We start from the raw sequence: 15,327 nt of genomic DNA on the forward strand, positions 1-15,327 counted from the left end.
GACACTCCGCGCGGCGCTCCCGCCCGGCCCCGTTCGGATATGAAATCCGAAGGGTTCGGTTGGGCCAGGCAGGCCGCGCCTCCGGCGCGGCCTGCCTGGCCCCCGTGGCGGCGCACGGAGTGCGGCGCAAGGCCTCCTGCTGTCTTTGCTTCGGCGCTGCCTGGACCGGCGGCCGGGGGTCAGCCGCTGTTCCGGCTGCGCAGGGCGCGGAAGTCGCTGCGGGTCAGCTCGCCGTTGCCGTCGGCGTCGGCGCGGGTGAAGAACTGCTCCGCGACCGAGCGGAATTCGGCCTTGGAGATGCTGCCATTGCCGTCCGCGTCGGTGATGGCGAAGGGATCGGCGCCCTCCGCCCGCTTGCCGCCGCCGCGTTTGCGCTGGCTTTTCAGGGCGTCCAGCATCGCCGTGTGCTCTGCCTTGTCCAGCGCGCCGTTGCCGTCGGTGTCGGCGCCGTCGAACTTGGCCACCCGGGCCTCCACCGCTTCGGAGACGGTCACCTTGCCGTCGCCGTTCAGATCCATCGCCTTGAGGCGGCCGCCGCCGGCATAAGCGGGCAGGGCAACGGCGGTGATCATGGCTGTGATGAGGATTTGCGTCTTCATGGTCAGGTCCTTTGGTCAATTCTCTGCGACGGTGTGTCCCTTTTGAAACGGAGCCGCCCCGGATTTCCGGCGCAAAAATCCGGCGGATTTCACGCATGCGTCATCAATCCTCACAAGCCGTTGATATCAGGGTCTAAAACCGGCGCGCGCGCCGCAAACAGGCCTTCTGTTTCCGACGCCTTGGACGGGATTGAAGGCGAAGCCGTCCGGCCGGGACGGCAGATTCCCCTTCAGCCAGATTGCCCGGAGGAGAAAAAATGGGGGAAATGAGCTTTGCCGGCGGTGTCTACACCACCCTTCCGGCCCGCAGCTATACGGATGAGGCGCTGTTTGCCGAGGAAAAGGCGAAGATCTTCCGCCGCTCCTGGCAGTTGATCGGCCATGCCAATGATATTCCGGGTGCAGGCGATTACGTGGTGGAGGATGTCTCCGGCACCTCCGTCATCGTGATGCGCGGCCAGGACGGGGAGATCCGGGCGTTTTACAATGTCTGCATTCACCGCGGACACGAGCTTTTGGAGGGCAAGGGCTGCGCCAGGAAGATGACCTGCCCGTATCACGCCTGGACCTACGACACCACGGGCCAGCTGCGCGCGGCGCCCAATGCGGCGAACTTCCCAGGTTTCGACAAATCGCAGCACCGCTTGCGGCAGGTGCGGGTGGAAGTGTTCTTTGGCCTGGTGCTGGTCAACCTGGATGCAGAGGCTGTGCCCTTTGCCGTGCTGGCGGCTGAGGCAATCCCGGAGATCGAGGACTATGCGCCCAACCTGGCCAGCTATCACCGGGCGGCGCGGACCGAGCGGCTGGCCAGCGCGAACTGGAAGGTGGTCGCCGAGAATTTCAACGAATGCTACCACTGCGCAGTGGTGCACAAGACGCTGACCACCGGCGTGGTGGACCCGGAGGCCTACCGCACCCGCGGCTATGATTACGGCATCCGCCATGTCTCGCCTGCGCGGCCCGACGAAAAGAAGAGCTATTCCTATGTCGCCGACCCGGAGGCCAAGACCGACAAGTTCCTGACCTGGTGGTTTTTCCCGCTGGTGGCGCTGCAGGTTTACCCGGGCGGTATCGTGAACACCTACCGCTGGAAGCCGATGGGGGTGAACAGGACCAGGATCGAGGTCGACTGGTGGCTGCCCGAGGCAACCCCGAACCCGGTGGAGGAAGAGATCATCCTGCAGCACCGCACCACCACCTTTGCCGAGGACGGGCCGATCGTGGATTCGGTGCAGCGCGGGCTGGAATCCGGCGGTTTCGACACCGGGCCGCTGGTGGTGGATGCCATCTGCTCTTCGCAATCGGAACACCCGATCATGGCGTTTCTGGAGCACTACCAGGCCGCCATGGCGCGCAGCTGAAGCCAATCCCCAGCAGTATGCGTGACCCCTGCCGCTCCGGATGCCCGTCCGGGGCGGCTCTTGGTCACGCGGCTGCGGAGCCCGGACGGACCGCGGCGCCGTTTCCCTGCGAGGGAAACACCCATGAAAAATCGATTTTTCATGGCCGGAATTCGCGTTGAATTCCGGCACACCTAGCGCAATCCGTCCGTAAGCCCAGGGGAATGGCGGGAAAATTTTCCCGCATCCAGCATGGTTTTCATCCATTCCTTTTTGGGAATACCTTTGTCTATGCTGAATTTATGAGCATCTCATGTGTCAAAAGGCGGATGGGGATCGCCGGACATCCGGGTGGCTCCCGGGGTCAGGACGGGAGTTGGCGGGCCAATGCCGGCAGCGTCCTGCCAAAGCGGGCAGCAACGCAGGCAGGCGGCGGTCTAGCGGCCGCTGTCCCCGGGCATCTCAAAGCTGCTCAATGCGGTTTCAATCCAGCGAAGGGCTGCAGCAATGGCGGCCTCGGCAGCGGCGCGCTCCTCTCGGCAGCCGGCGGTAAAATAGTGTTTCTGCAACTGCTGCAGGTCATTGGAGGCTTTTTCGAAATCTGCCGGAACAAACTGGCGCATAGGAAAACCGTCTTGCGGAACAGGGAGGTGCTGATGACCAGGCGAGATTGAGCGCGGAGGCAATCTCTTCTTGTGCGGCAATACAAGGATTGAAGAAACCGCCCCCGGCCACTCTTGAAAATGCAACCATTTACAAGGGTTTGATAGGTTTGGGAAAAATTAAGAACAACCTGCAAAGCCGCGAAGTGCTGCTTTTTGACATGTACGGGGACCCGCCGCAGTTCACGTTGCATGAAATGAAACAGGTCCTGCGGACCAGAATATTCCTCAATTACACCGCGGCGGTGGTGCTGCTGCTGACGGCCTTTGACACCCATGGGTACCGGGCCGATGGTATGCACATGGCCGCCAATGTGCTGCTGTGGCTGGTGTGCGTGGCCTGTTATGTCACCGTCTATTCAACCGTTCTGACGGCCTGGCTGGCGTTTGCGCCGGGCGGCCGGGTGGTGCGGCTGTTCCGGGTGGTTCCGGCGGTGATTGCAATGCTGCTGACCACGGTTGTGGTGATGGGAATGGCCGCGCAATATACGCTGAAGGCCTTCAGCGTGCCGGAGCTGATGCGGCACATGCCCTATAATCTTTTGCTGTGCTTTACATTTGAATCGCTGCTGGTGCTGTTCATTCTGCCCCATATCGACGCCAGCCTGAGGCTGGGGCTGTACCACCGGTCTGCCGAGCGCCAGAAAGAGGCGGCGGAACCTGCGCAGCCGCCTGCGGCGCCCCCTCCGGCTGCAGAGCCCGCCGTCACGGCGGACGCAGAGCCGCGGGTGGTGGTCCTTGGGGGCAAGGCCTTTGCCCTTGAGGAGCTGCGTTACGTGAAGTCGGAAGAGCACTATCTGCGGATCGCCACCCGGACCGGCCAGCTGACACTGCGCGGGCGCCTGGCCGATCTGCTGGCGCAGGTGCCGGAGGAGGCGGGCATTCAGCCTCACCGTTCCTGGTGGGTGGCCCGTGCGGCGGTGGCAGGGCTGAAACGCGGCAGCCAGGGCGACATTCTGCTGCTGCAGGAAGGGGTGCGGGTGCCGGTGGCCCGCGGGCGGCGAGCGCAGGTGCGCGAGATTGCAAGAAACTGGCAGGACGAGGAGACCTGAGTGCGGGACAGTCCCTGCCGCCAAAGAAAAACGCCCCCCCAGCGGGGAGCCGGGAGGGGCGCGGCCTGGCCCATGCCAGGCGGGGCACGGAGAGGAGGCGCCCCGGTGTCTCAGCCTTTGCCGTTTGCGGTCTCGGCCAGTTCCATATGGCCCCAGCCGCGCGACAGCACCTTGCGCAGGATCGGCTCGAAGAACTCCAGCGGCTTGGTCGGGTAGTCCGGGTCAAAGGCGCATTGGTCATACTTCTCGCAGAAATAGCGGCAGTCTTCCCAATAGGGGCTGTCGCGGTATTTGTCCCTTGCGTTGCGGTCGCCGCCGAAATGGTGGTTGTAGTAGAAGCCCTGGAACACGCAGTGGTGCTTGAGGATCCAGTAGGTCTTCTCGCTGACATAGGGCTTCATCATTGCCGCCGACAGCTCACCATGGTTGTAGGGGGACAGGATGTCGCCGGTGTCATGCACCAGGGCGGCCACGATGATCTCATCATCGGCGCCGTCCTCATAGGCACGGGTCGCGGCCTGCAGGCTGTGCTGGTAGCGGTTCACCGGGTAGGGGGTCCAGTCCTCGTCCAGCGACCGGATGGCGTCCAGGATGCGGTCGGGCAGGGCGGCGTTATAGGCCTCCTCATAGGCTTCCACCGCGGCCCAGTCTTCGGCCGTGGCGTCTTCGAAACTGGTCCAGGTTGGCTTATGGCTTTTGTCCAGCATGTCGCGAGTCCTTTGGTTGATCTGGCCGGAGCGTAGCGGAAGCGATTTGAGCAGGAAAACGAATTGATTTGCTCAATCTGAGCAGAAATAATGATCACTATGCAAATCAACGCTTTTGAGACCTTCCTGGCCATCGAAGCCGCCGGCAGTTTTCACGGCGCGGCGCGGGCGCTGAACATCACCCAGACCGCGGTCAGCGCCCGGATCAAGGCGCTGGAGGAGGCGCTGGGCGCCAGCCTGTTCGAACGCGGGCCGGGGGGCACGCGGCTCAGTGCGGCGGGGCGGCAGTTCCTGCCCTATGCCGAGCAGATGATCCGCACCTGGGAGTTTGTCTCGGGCGATCTGCGGGCCAGCCTGGCGGGGCGGGTGTCGTTGCGGATGGGAGCGCAATTGTCGGTTTGGGATCCGCTGCTGGTCGATGTGGCGGTGTGGCTGGAGCGTTCGCAGGGCACAGTGCCGTTCACGCTGAACTATGACCACGGGCTGAACATGGCAGAGGCGGTGGCGCGCAGGCTGCTGGACCTGGCGATCGTGAACGAGGCGCCGGCGGGCACAAGGCTGGGGGTGGAGGAGCTGCCGCCGGAGGAACTGGTGCTGGTGTCGGACCGGCCATTGCGGCTGGGGAGGGATGAATTGCCGCTGTTTATCAATCTGGAATTTGGCAATGAATACACCGCCCGGCTGCAGCAGGTGCTGCCGCAGCGCAGCCGCCAGCATATCGTGCTGGGCAATGCGCCGATGGGCCTGCGCTATTTGATGAAACGCGGCGGCATGGGGTATTTTCCCGCCTATATGGCGGCAGAGGCGCTGGCGGCGGGGCAGATCCATAGGGTCGAGGGTGCGCCGCAGATCCATCTCGGTTGCAAGGTTCTGTACCTCCCGGACAACCCGGCGCTGGAGCAGATCCGCCAGGTGCTGCAGGGGCTGCGTGAGGTGCGCGCCGGCGGCTAGCATGTAAAATTCCGGCGCGGAATTTTAGCCGGAAAACACGTGTTTTCCGGGCTGAATTCCGTGCCGGAATTCAGCCGGCCAGATAGAGAGGGAGGCAGATCATGAGCAAACTGACCGGGTGCTGCCGGCACACCGCCCTGCTTTACCGCTTTGCCAAACGCGCCACAGGCCTGAGCAGTTTCGGGGATTGCCCCGTTCAGGTTGCGCAGCCAGCTGCGGGTCCCTGCAAGTTTTTCTGGATGGTCATGCCCTGTGCCTCCTGTTTTCACATTCTTGTTTCCAAATGTGTATGCGGCTGTTGAGGCGGCGGCTTTGATACAGGTCAGAGACCAAGCTTTGCAGCGATCAGCGCCAGGTTGTTGGCGGGCATCTCCACCGCCTGAAACAGCTCCAGCCCGGCGGCTTGCAGCCAGCCGATGGTGTCGAAGTCGTCCTTGTAGCCTATTGCAGGGTCATGGCCGGATAAGGCCGCGTGGAAATTGCGGTCGCCGTCGCTGGTCAGCTCGCCGCCGCGCATGAAGGGGCCGTAGATCACAAAGCGCCCGCCGGGTGCGAGGGCGGCGGCGGCCTCGGAAATCAGGGTGCGGGCCTCTTGCGTGCTGATCAGGTGCAGGAGGTTTACCAGCACAATCAGATCCTGGCCCGGGTGCTCTGCGCCCCAGCCGGGGGCGGTGGCATCAAGCGGCAGGGGCGGGGAAATGTTGCCGAGCCGGCTTTCGGCGGCATAGGCCTGGATGCTGGCGCAGCGGATTTCGTCCACTTCTGTCGGCTGCCATTGCAGGCCGGGCAGGCGGGCGGCATAGGCCACGGCGTGCTGGCCGGTGCCGCTGGCGATTTCCAGCGCTTTGCCTTGCTCTGGGGCAACCTCTGCCAGCAGATCGCACAGCACCTCTGCATTGCGGGCGGCAGCGGGGGCAAAAAGCTTGCCGTCCTGGGGCGCGGCGACGGACGCCGCGCCGGGGACTGACCGCACCGGCATCAGCGCAGCCTCGCAGGCGACAAGGCCGCAACAGTGCCCGCGTCCAGCTCCGGCTGCTGCCCAGCCACTAGATCCGCCACCAGCCGCGCCGCAGCGGGAGAGGTCTGGACGCCGTAGCCGCCCTGGCCTGCGCTCCAGATGAAGTCGGGGTGGGCCGGGTCCGGCCCCAGCACCAGCGCGCCGTCGGGGGCAAAGCTGCGCAGGCCGGCCCAGCTGGTCTCAACCCGGGTGACCGGCTCGGTCACGTTTTCCTCGTAGCGGGCCAGGCCTTCGGCCAGCACCATGTCGTCGGCATAGGCGTCATGCGGATCAACCGGATCGGCCTCGGCCGGAGACACCAGCAGTTTGCCGGCATCGGGCTTGGCGTACCAGGTTTCCCCCGCGCCCATGATCATCGGCCAGGTGCTGACGTCATGGCCGCCGGGGGCAGGCAGCCGCGCCATCGAGCGGCGCTTGGGCTGCAGGCCGATGGGGGTCACGCCGGCCAGAATGGCGATCCGGTCGGCCCAGGCGCCGGCGGCGTTGACCAGCTGCCTGGCGTCATAGGTTTCGCCGCCTGCGGTGACCTGCCAGCCTGATGCCGTGCGGGTGATCGCGGAGACAGGCGCGCGGGTCCGGAACACCGCGCCATTGGCGCGTGCCGCCTTGGCAAACCCTTGCAGCAGCAGGTCAGCGTCGAGGTCCTGGGCATCGGCGTGAAAACCCGCCATGGTGACGCGTTCGGGGTGCAGGACCGGCACCTTGGCGCGGGCTTCGGCGCCGGAAATGGGCTCCAGATCCAGCTCCTTCAGCCCATGAGCATAGACCTCGGCGTTCTGCGGCCCGCCCACCAGCATGAAGCCGCGCGGCGACAGGCAGCCCAGGGCCTGGTGATGCCCAGCGCTGGCACGGGAGAGGGCGACCACCGGCGGCGGCCCGTAGGTCTCGGCGAACATCGCGGCAGAGCGGCCTGAGGCGTGGTAGCCAAGCGCCTCTTCCATCTCCAGCAGGGTGACGCTGCCGAGTTCCGAGAGCTTTGCCGCCGTGCCGGTGCCCGCCAGCCCGCCGCCGATGACGAGGAAATCCTGCATGGGGTCAGCGCTCCTGTTCTTCCAGACGGTCGGTGGCGGGGGCCGGGCGCGGGCTGAGCGCCTCGATCTCCCGGTACAGATCTGCGTCCATTTCAAAGGTCAGCGCGGCCAGCGAGGGCCGCAGTTGCTGTGCATTGCGGGCCGAGATGATCGGCATCGGTGCGGTTGGATGGGCGGCGGCCCAGGCCACGGCGAGGGTGGCGGGATCAGCCCCGCGCCGGGCGGCCAGTTCCACCAGGGCCGTGGCGGTTTTATGCATGACGGCAGGGCTGTAACGGGTGCTGTAGCCCTTGTCCTCGGTGATGCGGCCGGTGCCGCCCGCGGCGTATTTGCCGGTCAGCAGCCCGCCGCCCAAGGGGGAATAGGGCACCGCGGTGATGCTTTGATCTGCGCACATCGGCAGGATCTCGACCTCGGCCTGGCGTTTCACCAGCGAATACATCGGCTGCAGGATGTCCACGGCTGTGCCGGACGCCAGACCGGCCATCTGCGCCTTCATCACCTGCCAGGCGGCAAAGTTCGACAGGCCCGTGTAGCGGATCTTGCCCTCCTCTTTGAGGGCGGCAAAACAATCCATGGTTTCACGCAAGCCGGTGTCCGGGTCGAACTTGTGGAGGTAGAGTACGTCGACCATGTCCAGCTGCAGCCGCTTCAGGCAGGTTTCCAGCTGGGCACGCATGTTGGCAGCCCCTGCGCCGCCTTCATAACCCACTTTGGTGGCGATCAGCAGCTGGTCGCGCTCAGCCTTGATCAGCTCCCCCAGGAGCTGTTCCGAACGGCCTTCGGTATAAACCCAGGCGGTGTCGAAATGGGTGATGCCGGCGGCGCGGCTGGCGGCGTACATCTCTGCCGACTGGCGCTCATCGGCGCGGCCGCCGAACTGCATGCAGCCAAAGGCAAAGCGGCTGGCCGGGGTTCCGTCGGGACTGGTCAGAATCTGGGTCATGGCGCGGAGCTTGGCATAGGGGCGGGCGGCAGGGAAGCAGGAATGAATGGGCGGCGTCCCTGTGCCGGCAGCATTAACCTGAGAGGGAGGGGTGTTTGACAGTATCGCCTCTGGATTGATTTTGTTTTTCCGTAGCTGGAGTGTGTTATGTCCGCCATTCGCAATGACCAGGTGTCTGGTGTCAGTTTTCTGCTTGCCCAAACGCAGTCCGCCTCGGCGCGGGTTACGGGGCGTTTGGCGCTTGATCCGGAGGATGCTGAGTTCCGGGATCCGGAAAAGCGCCTGCGCGAAAAGGAACATGCGGAATGGCTGGCCCGGCAGCCATCTGATGCTGTTGTCATCTCGAATGCGCCGGCGGATGCCGGTGTCAGTAAAAACGTAGAGCACTACCGCGAACAGGCCAAGGCGATGCGGGCTGCCATCGTCCGCCTGTCCAATGGCCAGGAGGAACGCAGCATTCCCGCGCAGCTTCTGGGGATGCAGGACACCGGTGATGCGCTGGCGAATTCGGTTCTGCAGAAAATTCACAAGATTCCCGCCCATGTATTGGGTTTGTCAGTGGCGTTCGAACGCGGCATGATCGATACCGGGCACGGGCTGGATGCGGTTTCCGCCCGCGGGAAGAAGCTGACCGGCATTTTCACTGGTGACGGGGCGGATGCGGTCAGCTTGAGCGGCGACGAGGTGCGCAGGGTTTACACCGATGCCGACCCGTCTGTTGTGACGACGATCTCCGGCGGGAATGGAGCTTATGTAAAGGCGCACATGAACACATATTCCAATGCGGACAGCCTGTCGGTGTCGGCGCGCCGGGTGCTGGAGGTGTCAACCGGCGGCGGCGATGATGCCATTGCCATTCAGGCACGCCAGGCGCATCAGATCCAGGCGGGCGATGGGCATGACGCCATAAGCCTGCGCGCGGGCTATGCCTCGCAGATAGATGGCGGCAACGGCAATGATGCCATCGCGGTGGAGGCCGTGGTCGCCTCGGGGATCTCCGGCGGCGCCGGGGATGATGCGATCTCTGTCGTGGCCGCCAGCGGCGACCTGTCCCGCCCGTATGCGGGGTATGAATGGCAGATGATGAACAGAGGCGGCGGGCTGCCGCCAACTGCAGCGGAGCGCCTGGCCTTTGCAGCGGTTCATCTGACAGGTGCAGACGGCGGCGCGGGCAATGACCGGATGTATATCAAGACGGCCGGCAGTTTTGCCATCAGCGGCGGGGCCGGGGATGACAGCATAACAATTGACGGCGGCACGGTGGCGCTGGATTACAGCGCGCCTGGGCAGGGCCATGACACTGTGGATCTGGCCGCGGGCGCCATGGTGATGCTGAAGACAGACGGGTCCGCGGGCTATTCCGTTGCGCGTGAGGGCGACAGCATGACAGTGCGTTTTGCCAACGGTTCCGCGGTCACACTGCGCAATCTCAGCCAGGCCGCAGCTATTGGTGCCGGTCCTGGGGGCGCGGCTGATGAGGTCGGGATGCTGTACCGAAATGCGCCGCTTGACCGGGTGGTCTGAAGAGCGTTCGGTTCCGGCCGGCGGTTCGCCATATTGCAGCCCGATTTACCTGTCAGCCTATCCCTGCATGACAATGGAGCGGCAGGCGTGAGACATATACTGGCAATTGGAGTTGCGGCGGTTCTGGCAGCCTGTTCGGCGCCGGAGCAGCCCGATTATTGGTCGGCGACCCGGACCGGGTACGGCACCCAGACGGCAGCGCAGGCTTCTGCAGCGGGCACGCCGGATTACCGCACCGCAGCCCTGGCCGAGGCCGGGCAGTTCACCACCGCCATGCGGCCCGGCCTGCACAAGACCCGGACCGGCGCGCCCTGGCTGGTCGCCCATAGCGCGCGCTACCAGGCAGGCGGGTCGCCTGCGTCGGGACGGGCGGCGGCGCAGACGGCGATGGGGTATATGAGCTCAAAGCGGAAGTCGCCCTATGCGGCGCAAACCCACCTGGGCAAGTCGCGAGCCAGGTTCCGGATTGTCACCGTCGACGGCAGCAGCTTTGCGGTGCTGTTCAAGATCAGCCTGCAGTTGAAATATCTGGTGGTCTCCGACAAGGAGGCGCTGAAACAGCTTTATTCCCATGTGGCAGAGCTGTCGGGCTGCCAGGTGACCGGCAATGCCCTGATCAAGCGGCAGGACGGCGTTGCGGTGCAGCTTGCAGTCCCGGTCGCCTGTTCGTGAGTGAAAACCGGTGGGTGTTCTGCCCCTTGGTTTCATCTGGCACAACGGACACAGAGTCATGAAAAATCAAGTTGCTTTCTGGGCAACGGGGGCAGCTGTATTGTTAGCAAGTACCGCTTCGTACGGGCAGGGCTTGGATACAATCAGCCGGACCGACATCGCTGCAGCTAATTGTCCGGCTGAATGGTCAGCTCTCACCGCGTTTGAACCGGACCTTTGGGCGGATACCAATCCGATCGGCATCGACCCGGTGTTTGCTCAGGCTGAAACCGACGCATTCAACAAGTACTTTCTTTGGATCATGGCACAGGCTGAGCATGTCGGATCGGTTCTGGCTTTGGCCGACAGCTCCACACGATCCCAAGCGAGTTTCGACAAAGCCAAGGCCAGATACCATCTGTCGGCATGCCTAACGATGACACCCGCAGAAAGAGATCTTGTTGTTAAGGCGTATCATTTGCAAAGGCCATCGAAGTCCGAGGAGAGTATTCGCGCCAACATGTTCGGAGCATTCCGGGAGTATGAGTGTTTGGGATTCGCTCAAGCTAGCCTTAGGGTCTTCGATCTGGATCCAGAGAGCAGCTCTTTCCAGTCTGACTACGAAACAATCATGTCCGGAGTTTTGAACAGCTGCAGCTGAGGCGTAGGGCCGAAAGTGCCCGGCAATGCCCGGATCGAGCGGCAGGACGGCGTTGCGGTGCAGCTTGCAGTCCCGGTCGCCTGTTCGTGACTTTGAAACAGAGAGGCCGCGGTTTGTGAACAGCCGCGGCCCCGTCAGAAGGCCGAGGGGTCAGTCCGAGAAGCAGAGTTTGTTTCGGTCCAGATCCCGGACATATGCTGAGAACCGCGGTCCGCGCCGGCCTGGAGCCCCTTCGCAGGTGCCGCCCAGGCTGAGCGCCTTTTCATAAAGACGAGTTACTTCTTCGGCTGAGCCGGCGCTGAACCCCACCATGGTTCCATTGCCATTGCTGGCAGGCCCGCCGTCAAAGGGCAGGGCGGTTGCAAAGGCAAAATCGTCCCGCAGCCAGTAGGTCATTCGTTCGCTTGGGCATACCTGTGTAAATCCAGTCTCTTCGAACAGTGCGCTGTAAAATCTGACTGAGGCGTCCATGTCGTTGGTTCCAACAACAAAGTAATTCATTTTCATGGGCAATCTCCAATCCGCTGGTGAGGCAGCCGGGCCAATAATGCAGCCGGCTGATTACCGGGCGGGTCTAACTGCAAGCCGTGACAGGGTGTGTCAGCAGTCCGTTAGGAAAATCAGCGGCTTGCCCGCAACAGAAAAGGCCCGCCGGATGGCGGGCCTTTCCATGTCCGAAAACCGCAGAGGTTACTGCGGGATGTCGCCTTCCAGGCCTTCGACATAGAAGTTCATGCCGGCCAGGGTGCCGTCATCGGCGGTTTCGCCCTCTGCCAGCCAGTCGGAGCCGTCCTGCTTTTTGATCGGGCCGGTGAAGGCGTGGTAGGTGCCGTCGGCCAGCGAGGCCTTGATTGCCAAAGCAGCTTCCTTGACGTCAGCGGGAACCGCGTCGGAAATCTCACCGATGCCCACCATGCCGGCGCCGATGCCGTCCCAGGTGTCTTTGCTTTCCCAGGTGCCGTCGATCACGGCCTTGGTGCGGGCGATGTAGTAGGGCGCCCAGTCATCGATGATCGAGGATACGCGCGGTTTCGGGCCGTATTCTGCCATGTCGGAGGCCTGGCCGAAGGTGATCACGTTGCCCGCGGCCTGAGCGGCGGCCTGCGGCGCGGTGGAATCGGTGTGCTGCAGGATCACGTCAGCGCCCTGTTCGATCAGCACCTTGGCGGCGTCAGCCTCCTTCGCCGGGTCGAACCAGGTGAAGGCCCAGACGATCTTGAACTGGACGTCTGGGTTCACCTTCTTGGCGTGGATATAGGCGGAGTTGATGCCGCGCACGACCTCCGGGATCGGGTAGGAGCCGATGTAGCCGACGATGTTGCTCTCGGTCATGTGGCCCGCAATGGTGCCCTGCACGGCGCGGCCCTCATAGAAACGGGCGGAATAGGTCGAGACGTTGTCGGCGCGCTTGTAGCCGGTGGCGTGCTCGAACTTCACATTGGGGAATTTCTTGGCGACATTGATGGTCGGGTCCATGTAGCCGAAGGAGGTGGTGAAGATCAGGTCGGCGCCTTCCAGCGCCATCTGGGTCATCACGCGCTCGGCATCCGGGCCCTCGGCGACGTTTTCAACGTAGACGGTTTCGACCTTGTCGCCGAACTCGGCCTCAACCGCCTTGCGGCCCTGGTCGTGCTCATAGGTCCAGCCGCCGTCGCCGACGGGGCCGACATAAACAAAGCCCACCTTGGTGGTGTCGGCCATCGCCGCACCTGCGGTCAGGCCAAGCGCCACGGCGGCGCTGGTCAGAAGATTGGTCAGTTTCATCAAATTGCTCCCCAGTTTGGATCTATTGGCCCCGGGGCTCCCGGGGCAGTGAAAAGCCCCCCGCTAGCGGGAGGCGTGGAAGTTGCGGCCAAGCGCGGCAGGTGCGCTGCTTTTGTCCGCGGAAAGGATAACCAGAACAATGATCGTTATCAGATAGGGCGACATTGCCAGATACTCGACCGGAATGGCAACGCCTGCGGCCTGCAGATTGAGCTGCACAACGGTGACGCCGCCAAAGAGATAGGCACCCAGCAGCGCGCGCCAGGGTTTCCAGCTGGCAAAGACCACCAGCGCCAGGGCAATCCAGCCGATGCCGGCGGTCATGCCCTCGGTCCATTGCGGGACGCGGATGAGGCTGATGTAGGCGCCGCCAAGGCCCGCGCAGGCGCCGCCGAACATGATCGCCAGCAGTCGGATCTTGATCACCTTGTACCCAAGCGCATGGGCGGCATCGTGGTTCTCACCCACCGCGCGCAGCACCAGGCCGATGCGGGAATATTTCAGCACCCACCAGACAGCGGCGGTCAGCGCGATACCGAAGTAAAGGATGATGTCATGGCCGAACAGGATCGGGCCAACGACAGGCAGGTCGCTCAGGACCGGGATGTGGATGTCGCCCATCTGCGGCGGCTTGATGCCGACATAAGACTGCCCCATCAGCGCCGACAGCCCCAGCCCGAACAGTGTCAGCGACAGGCCGGAGGCCACCTGGTTTGCCTGGGCAAACTGGGTGAGGATCGCAAAGAGGATCGATAGCGCGGCGCCTGCGATGGCCGCAGCGATGAAGCCCAGCAGCGGCGAGCCGCTTTCCACCGCGGTGGCAAAGCCCGCGATGGCGCCCACGATCATCATCCCCTCAACCCCGAGGTTCAGGACGCCGGACTTCTCGACCACCAGTTCGCCGATGGCCGCCAGCAGCAGCGGGGTTGCCGCCACCATCAGCGAGGCGATGAGCAGGACCGGATTGATTGCAGAAAGATCCATTTCAGGCGCTCCTCAATTCACGCATGGCAAGATAGACGGGCAGGGCCAGGGAAAGGCCCACGCAGAAACCCGCGGGCAGGGTCAGCCACCAGCGGGCCACCCCTTCGCGCCGGGCGTCAAAGAATGACCAGATCCAGAACACAAGAATTGACAGCATGACGTCCACCGAGAAGCCTGCGGCCGCGCCGTTTTCGAACAGGCTCAGGAGGAAATGCACAGGCGACAGGCCGTTCTGCACAAAATACGACGCAAAGAACGTCCAGGGCAGGATTGTGCCTGCGGCGGCGGCCCCCCACCAGAAAACGGGTCCCGGCATCACGCCACCTCCGGCTTGCCGATTGCGATGCGGAAGTTTGTGAGCAGGTCAAACGCCAGCAGGAAGAACAGCAGCATCCCCTGGAAGACCTGAATGGCGGCGGCGGGCAGCTGCAGGTTCGACTGCGCGATGTCGCCGCCGATATAGGTCAGCGCCATCAGCCCGCCCGCCAGCAGGATGCCCACCGGATGAAGGCGGCCCAGGAAAGCGACGATAATCGCGGTGAAACCGTAGCCCACATTGAAATCGATGGTGATCTGGCCGGAGGGTCCGGAGACTTCGAACAATCCGGCAAGGCCTGCCAGCGCGCCGGAAGTGCCGAGGCAGAACAGCACCAGCCGGGTGGGGTTCACGCCGGCAAACTTGGCAGCCCGCGGCGCCTCGCCGGTCAGGCGGATGTGGTAGCCGGTCATGTGGCGGTTCAACAGCACATAGGCAAAGATCACTGCAATCAGCGCCGCCACCACGCCCCAGTGCATGCCGGAGCCTGCGATCAGCTCGGCGTTATGGGCGCTGTCCCAGGACTGCAGGTTGCGCGAGCCGGGGAAGCCGAAGCCCTCGGGGTTTTTCAACAGGCCCAGTGAGACCGAGGCGAGGAACTGCTCGGCAACATAGACCAGCATCAGCGAGACCAGGATTTCGTTGGTGCCGAAGCGGGTCTTCAGCACCGCCGGGATCATTGCCCAGGCCCAGCCGCCAAGCGCGCCGGCCAGGACCATCAGCGGGAAGATGAAGAAGGACTCGGCTGGATAGAAGGCAAGGCCCGCACCGGCGCCGCAAATGGCGCCCATGATATACTGGCCTTCGGCGCCGATGTTCCAGATGCCGGCGCGGAAGCCCAGTGACAGGCCGATGGCGATCAGCACCAGCGGCGCGCCTTTGACCAGCAGCTGCGGCCGGTAATAGAAGGAGAATTCGCCAAACAGCGGCTCCCAGAAAATGGTGCGGATCGCCTCCACCGGCGGTTTGCCGAGCGCGGCAAACAGCAGCCCGCCAAACAGCATCGTTGCCAGCACCGCCACCAGCGGCGTTGCCATCGACCAGGCGCGCGACGGCTGCGGCCGTTTCTCAAGCCGGATCATGAAGCGGCTCCCTTTTCATCTTTCCCAAAATACTCCCGC

General features: G+C 63.7%; 17 protein-coding genes. 7 read left to right on the plus strand and 10 right to left on the minus strand.

The annotated features are described in order from the left end of the window. Positions 1–179: 179 nt before the first annotated feature. Positions 180–599, minus strand: coding sequence for an EF-hand domain-containing protein (locus ACXAEH_RS00085; protein ID WP_475030463.1), 420 nt, complete (start codon positions 597–599; stop codon positions 180–182). A gap of 257 nt (positions 600–856) precedes the next feature. Here ACXAEH_RS00085 and ACXAEH_RS00090 point away from each other — a divergent pair, with 257 nt between their 5' ends. The 3 genes from ACXAEH_RS00090 (at position 857) to ACXAEH_RS00100 (ending at position 3,653) form a co-directional block, all read left to right on the plus strand. Next, positions 857–1,960: an aromatic ring-hydroxylating oxygenase subunit alpha gene (locus ACXAEH_RS00090; protein WP_475030464.1), complete on the plus strand. Its 1,104-nt coding sequence runs from the start codon at positions 857–859 to the stop codon at positions 1,958–1,960. A 203-nt stretch (positions 1,961–2,163) separates the two neighbouring features. Continuing rightward, positions 2,164–2,613, plus strand: coding sequence for a hypothetical protein (locus ACXAEH_RS00095; protein ID WP_475030465.1), 450 nt, complete (start codon positions 2,164–2,166; stop codon positions 2,611–2,613). A gap of 98 nt (positions 2,614–2,711) precedes the next feature. Further along, a complete protein-coding gene (locus ACXAEH_RS00100; protein WP_475030466.1) occupies positions 2,712–3,653 on the plus strand; it encodes a LytTR family DNA-binding domain-containing protein in 942 nt (313 codons plus the stop codon). A gap of 110 nt (positions 3,654–3,763) precedes the next feature. Here the strand turns inward: ACXAEH_RS00100 and ACXAEH_RS00105 are convergent, their stop codons facing one another. Further along, positions 3,764–4,360, minus strand: a complete 597-nt coding sequence (locus ACXAEH_RS00105; protein WP_475030467.1) for an HD domain-containing protein — start codon at positions 4,358–4,360, stop codon at positions 3,764–3,766. A 90-nt stretch (positions 4,361–4,450) separates the two neighbouring features. Here ACXAEH_RS00105 and ACXAEH_RS00110 point away from each other — a divergent pair, with 90 nt between their 5' ends. Next, on the plus strand, positions 4,451–5,311 hold the full coding sequence (locus ACXAEH_RS00110) for a LysR family transcriptional regulator (RefSeq protein ID WP_475030468.1): 861 nt from the start codon (positions 4,451–4,453) through the stop codon (positions 5,309–5,311). 322 nt (positions 5,312–5,633) lie between these two features. Here ACXAEH_RS00110 and ACXAEH_RS00115 read toward each other — a convergent pair whose 3' ends face one another. Genes ACXAEH_RS00115 through ACXAEH_RS00125 form a run of 3 tightly spaced genes read right to left on the minus strand, consistent with a single transcriptional unit; the run spans position 5,634 to position 8,306 of the window. Beyond that, positions 5,634–6,290 carry a DUF938 domain-containing protein gene (locus ACXAEH_RS00115; protein ID WP_475030469.1) on the minus strand — a complete coding sequence of 219 codons (657 nt, stop codon included), beginning with the start codon at positions 6,288–6,290 and terminating at the stop codon, positions 5,634–5,636. Continuing rightward, positions 6,290–7,360: an NAD(P)/FAD-dependent oxidoreductase gene (locus ACXAEH_RS00120; RefSeq protein WP_475030470.1), complete on the minus strand. Its 1,071-nt coding sequence runs from the start codon at positions 7,358–7,360 to the stop codon at positions 6,290–6,292. Before ACXAEH_RS00120 ends, ACXAEH_RS00115 begins: the two co-directional genes overlap by 1 nt. A gap of 4 nt (positions 7,361–7,364) precedes the next feature. After that, positions 7,365–8,306, minus strand: coding sequence for an aldo/keto reductase (locus ACXAEH_RS00125; RefSeq protein ID WP_475030471.1), 942 nt, complete (start codon positions 8,304–8,306; stop codon positions 7,365–7,367). A gap of 147 nt (positions 8,307–8,453) precedes the next feature. Here ACXAEH_RS00125 and ACXAEH_RS00130 point away from each other — a divergent pair, with 147 nt between their 5' ends. From ACXAEH_RS00130 to ACXAEH_RS00140, 3 genes are all read left to right on the plus strand, one after another. Continuing rightward, entirely contained in the window at positions 8,454–9,830 is a 1,377-nt protein-coding gene (locus ACXAEH_RS00130) for a hypothetical protein (RefSeq protein WP_475030472.1), read from the plus strand. Between the two features lie 87 nt (positions 9,831–9,917). Further along, positions 9,918–10,502 (plus strand): hypothetical protein, encoded by a 585-nt coding sequence (locus ACXAEH_RS00135; RefSeq protein ID WP_475030473.1) that lies wholly within the window; start codon positions 9,918–9,920, stop codon positions 10,500–10,502. 58 nt (positions 10,503–10,560) lie between these two features. After that, a complete protein-coding gene (locus tag ACXAEH_RS00140) occupies positions 10,561–11,142 on the plus strand; it encodes a hypothetical protein (protein WP_475030474.1) in 582 nt (193 codons plus the stop codon). A 150-nt stretch (positions 11,143–11,292) separates the two neighbouring features. Here the strand turns inward: ACXAEH_RS00140 and ACXAEH_RS00145 are convergent, their stop codons facing one another. From ACXAEH_RS00145 to ACXAEH_RS00165, 5 genes are all read right to left on the minus strand, one after another. Continuing rightward, positions 11,293–11,649 carry a VOC family protein gene (locus ACXAEH_RS00145; protein WP_475030475.1) on the minus strand — a complete coding sequence of 119 codons (357 nt, stop codon included), beginning with the start codon at positions 11,647–11,649 and terminating at the stop codon, positions 11,293–11,295. 183 nt (positions 11,650–11,832) lie between these two features. Then, positions 11,833–12,906, minus strand: coding sequence for a BMP family ABC transporter substrate-binding protein (locus ACXAEH_RS00150; protein ID WP_475030476.1), 1,074 nt, complete (start codon positions 12,904–12,906; stop codon positions 11,833–11,835). Positions 12,907–12,969: 63 nt separating this feature from the next. Next, positions 12,970–13,890 carry an ABC transporter permease gene (locus ACXAEH_RS00155; RefSeq protein WP_475030477.1) on the minus strand — a complete coding sequence of 307 codons (921 nt, stop codon included), beginning with the start codon at positions 13,888–13,890 and terminating at the stop codon, positions 12,970–12,972. 1 nt (position 13,891) lies between these two features. Continuing rightward, positions 13,892–14,206, minus strand: a complete 315-nt coding sequence (locus tag ACXAEH_RS00160) for a DUF2834 domain-containing protein (RefSeq protein ID WP_475030478.1) — start codon at positions 14,204–14,206, stop codon at positions 13,892–13,894. Beyond that, positions 14,206–15,288 carry an ABC transporter permease gene (locus ACXAEH_RS00165; protein ID WP_475030479.1) on the minus strand — a complete coding sequence of 361 codons (1,083 nt, stop codon included), beginning with the start codon at positions 15,286–15,288 and terminating at the stop codon, positions 14,206–14,208. Before ACXAEH_RS00165 ends, ACXAEH_RS00160 begins: the two co-directional genes overlap by 1 nt. Positions 15,289–15,327: the final 39 nt, after the last annotated feature.

The organism is Leisingera sp. ABM4_060, from assembly GCF_056158765.1.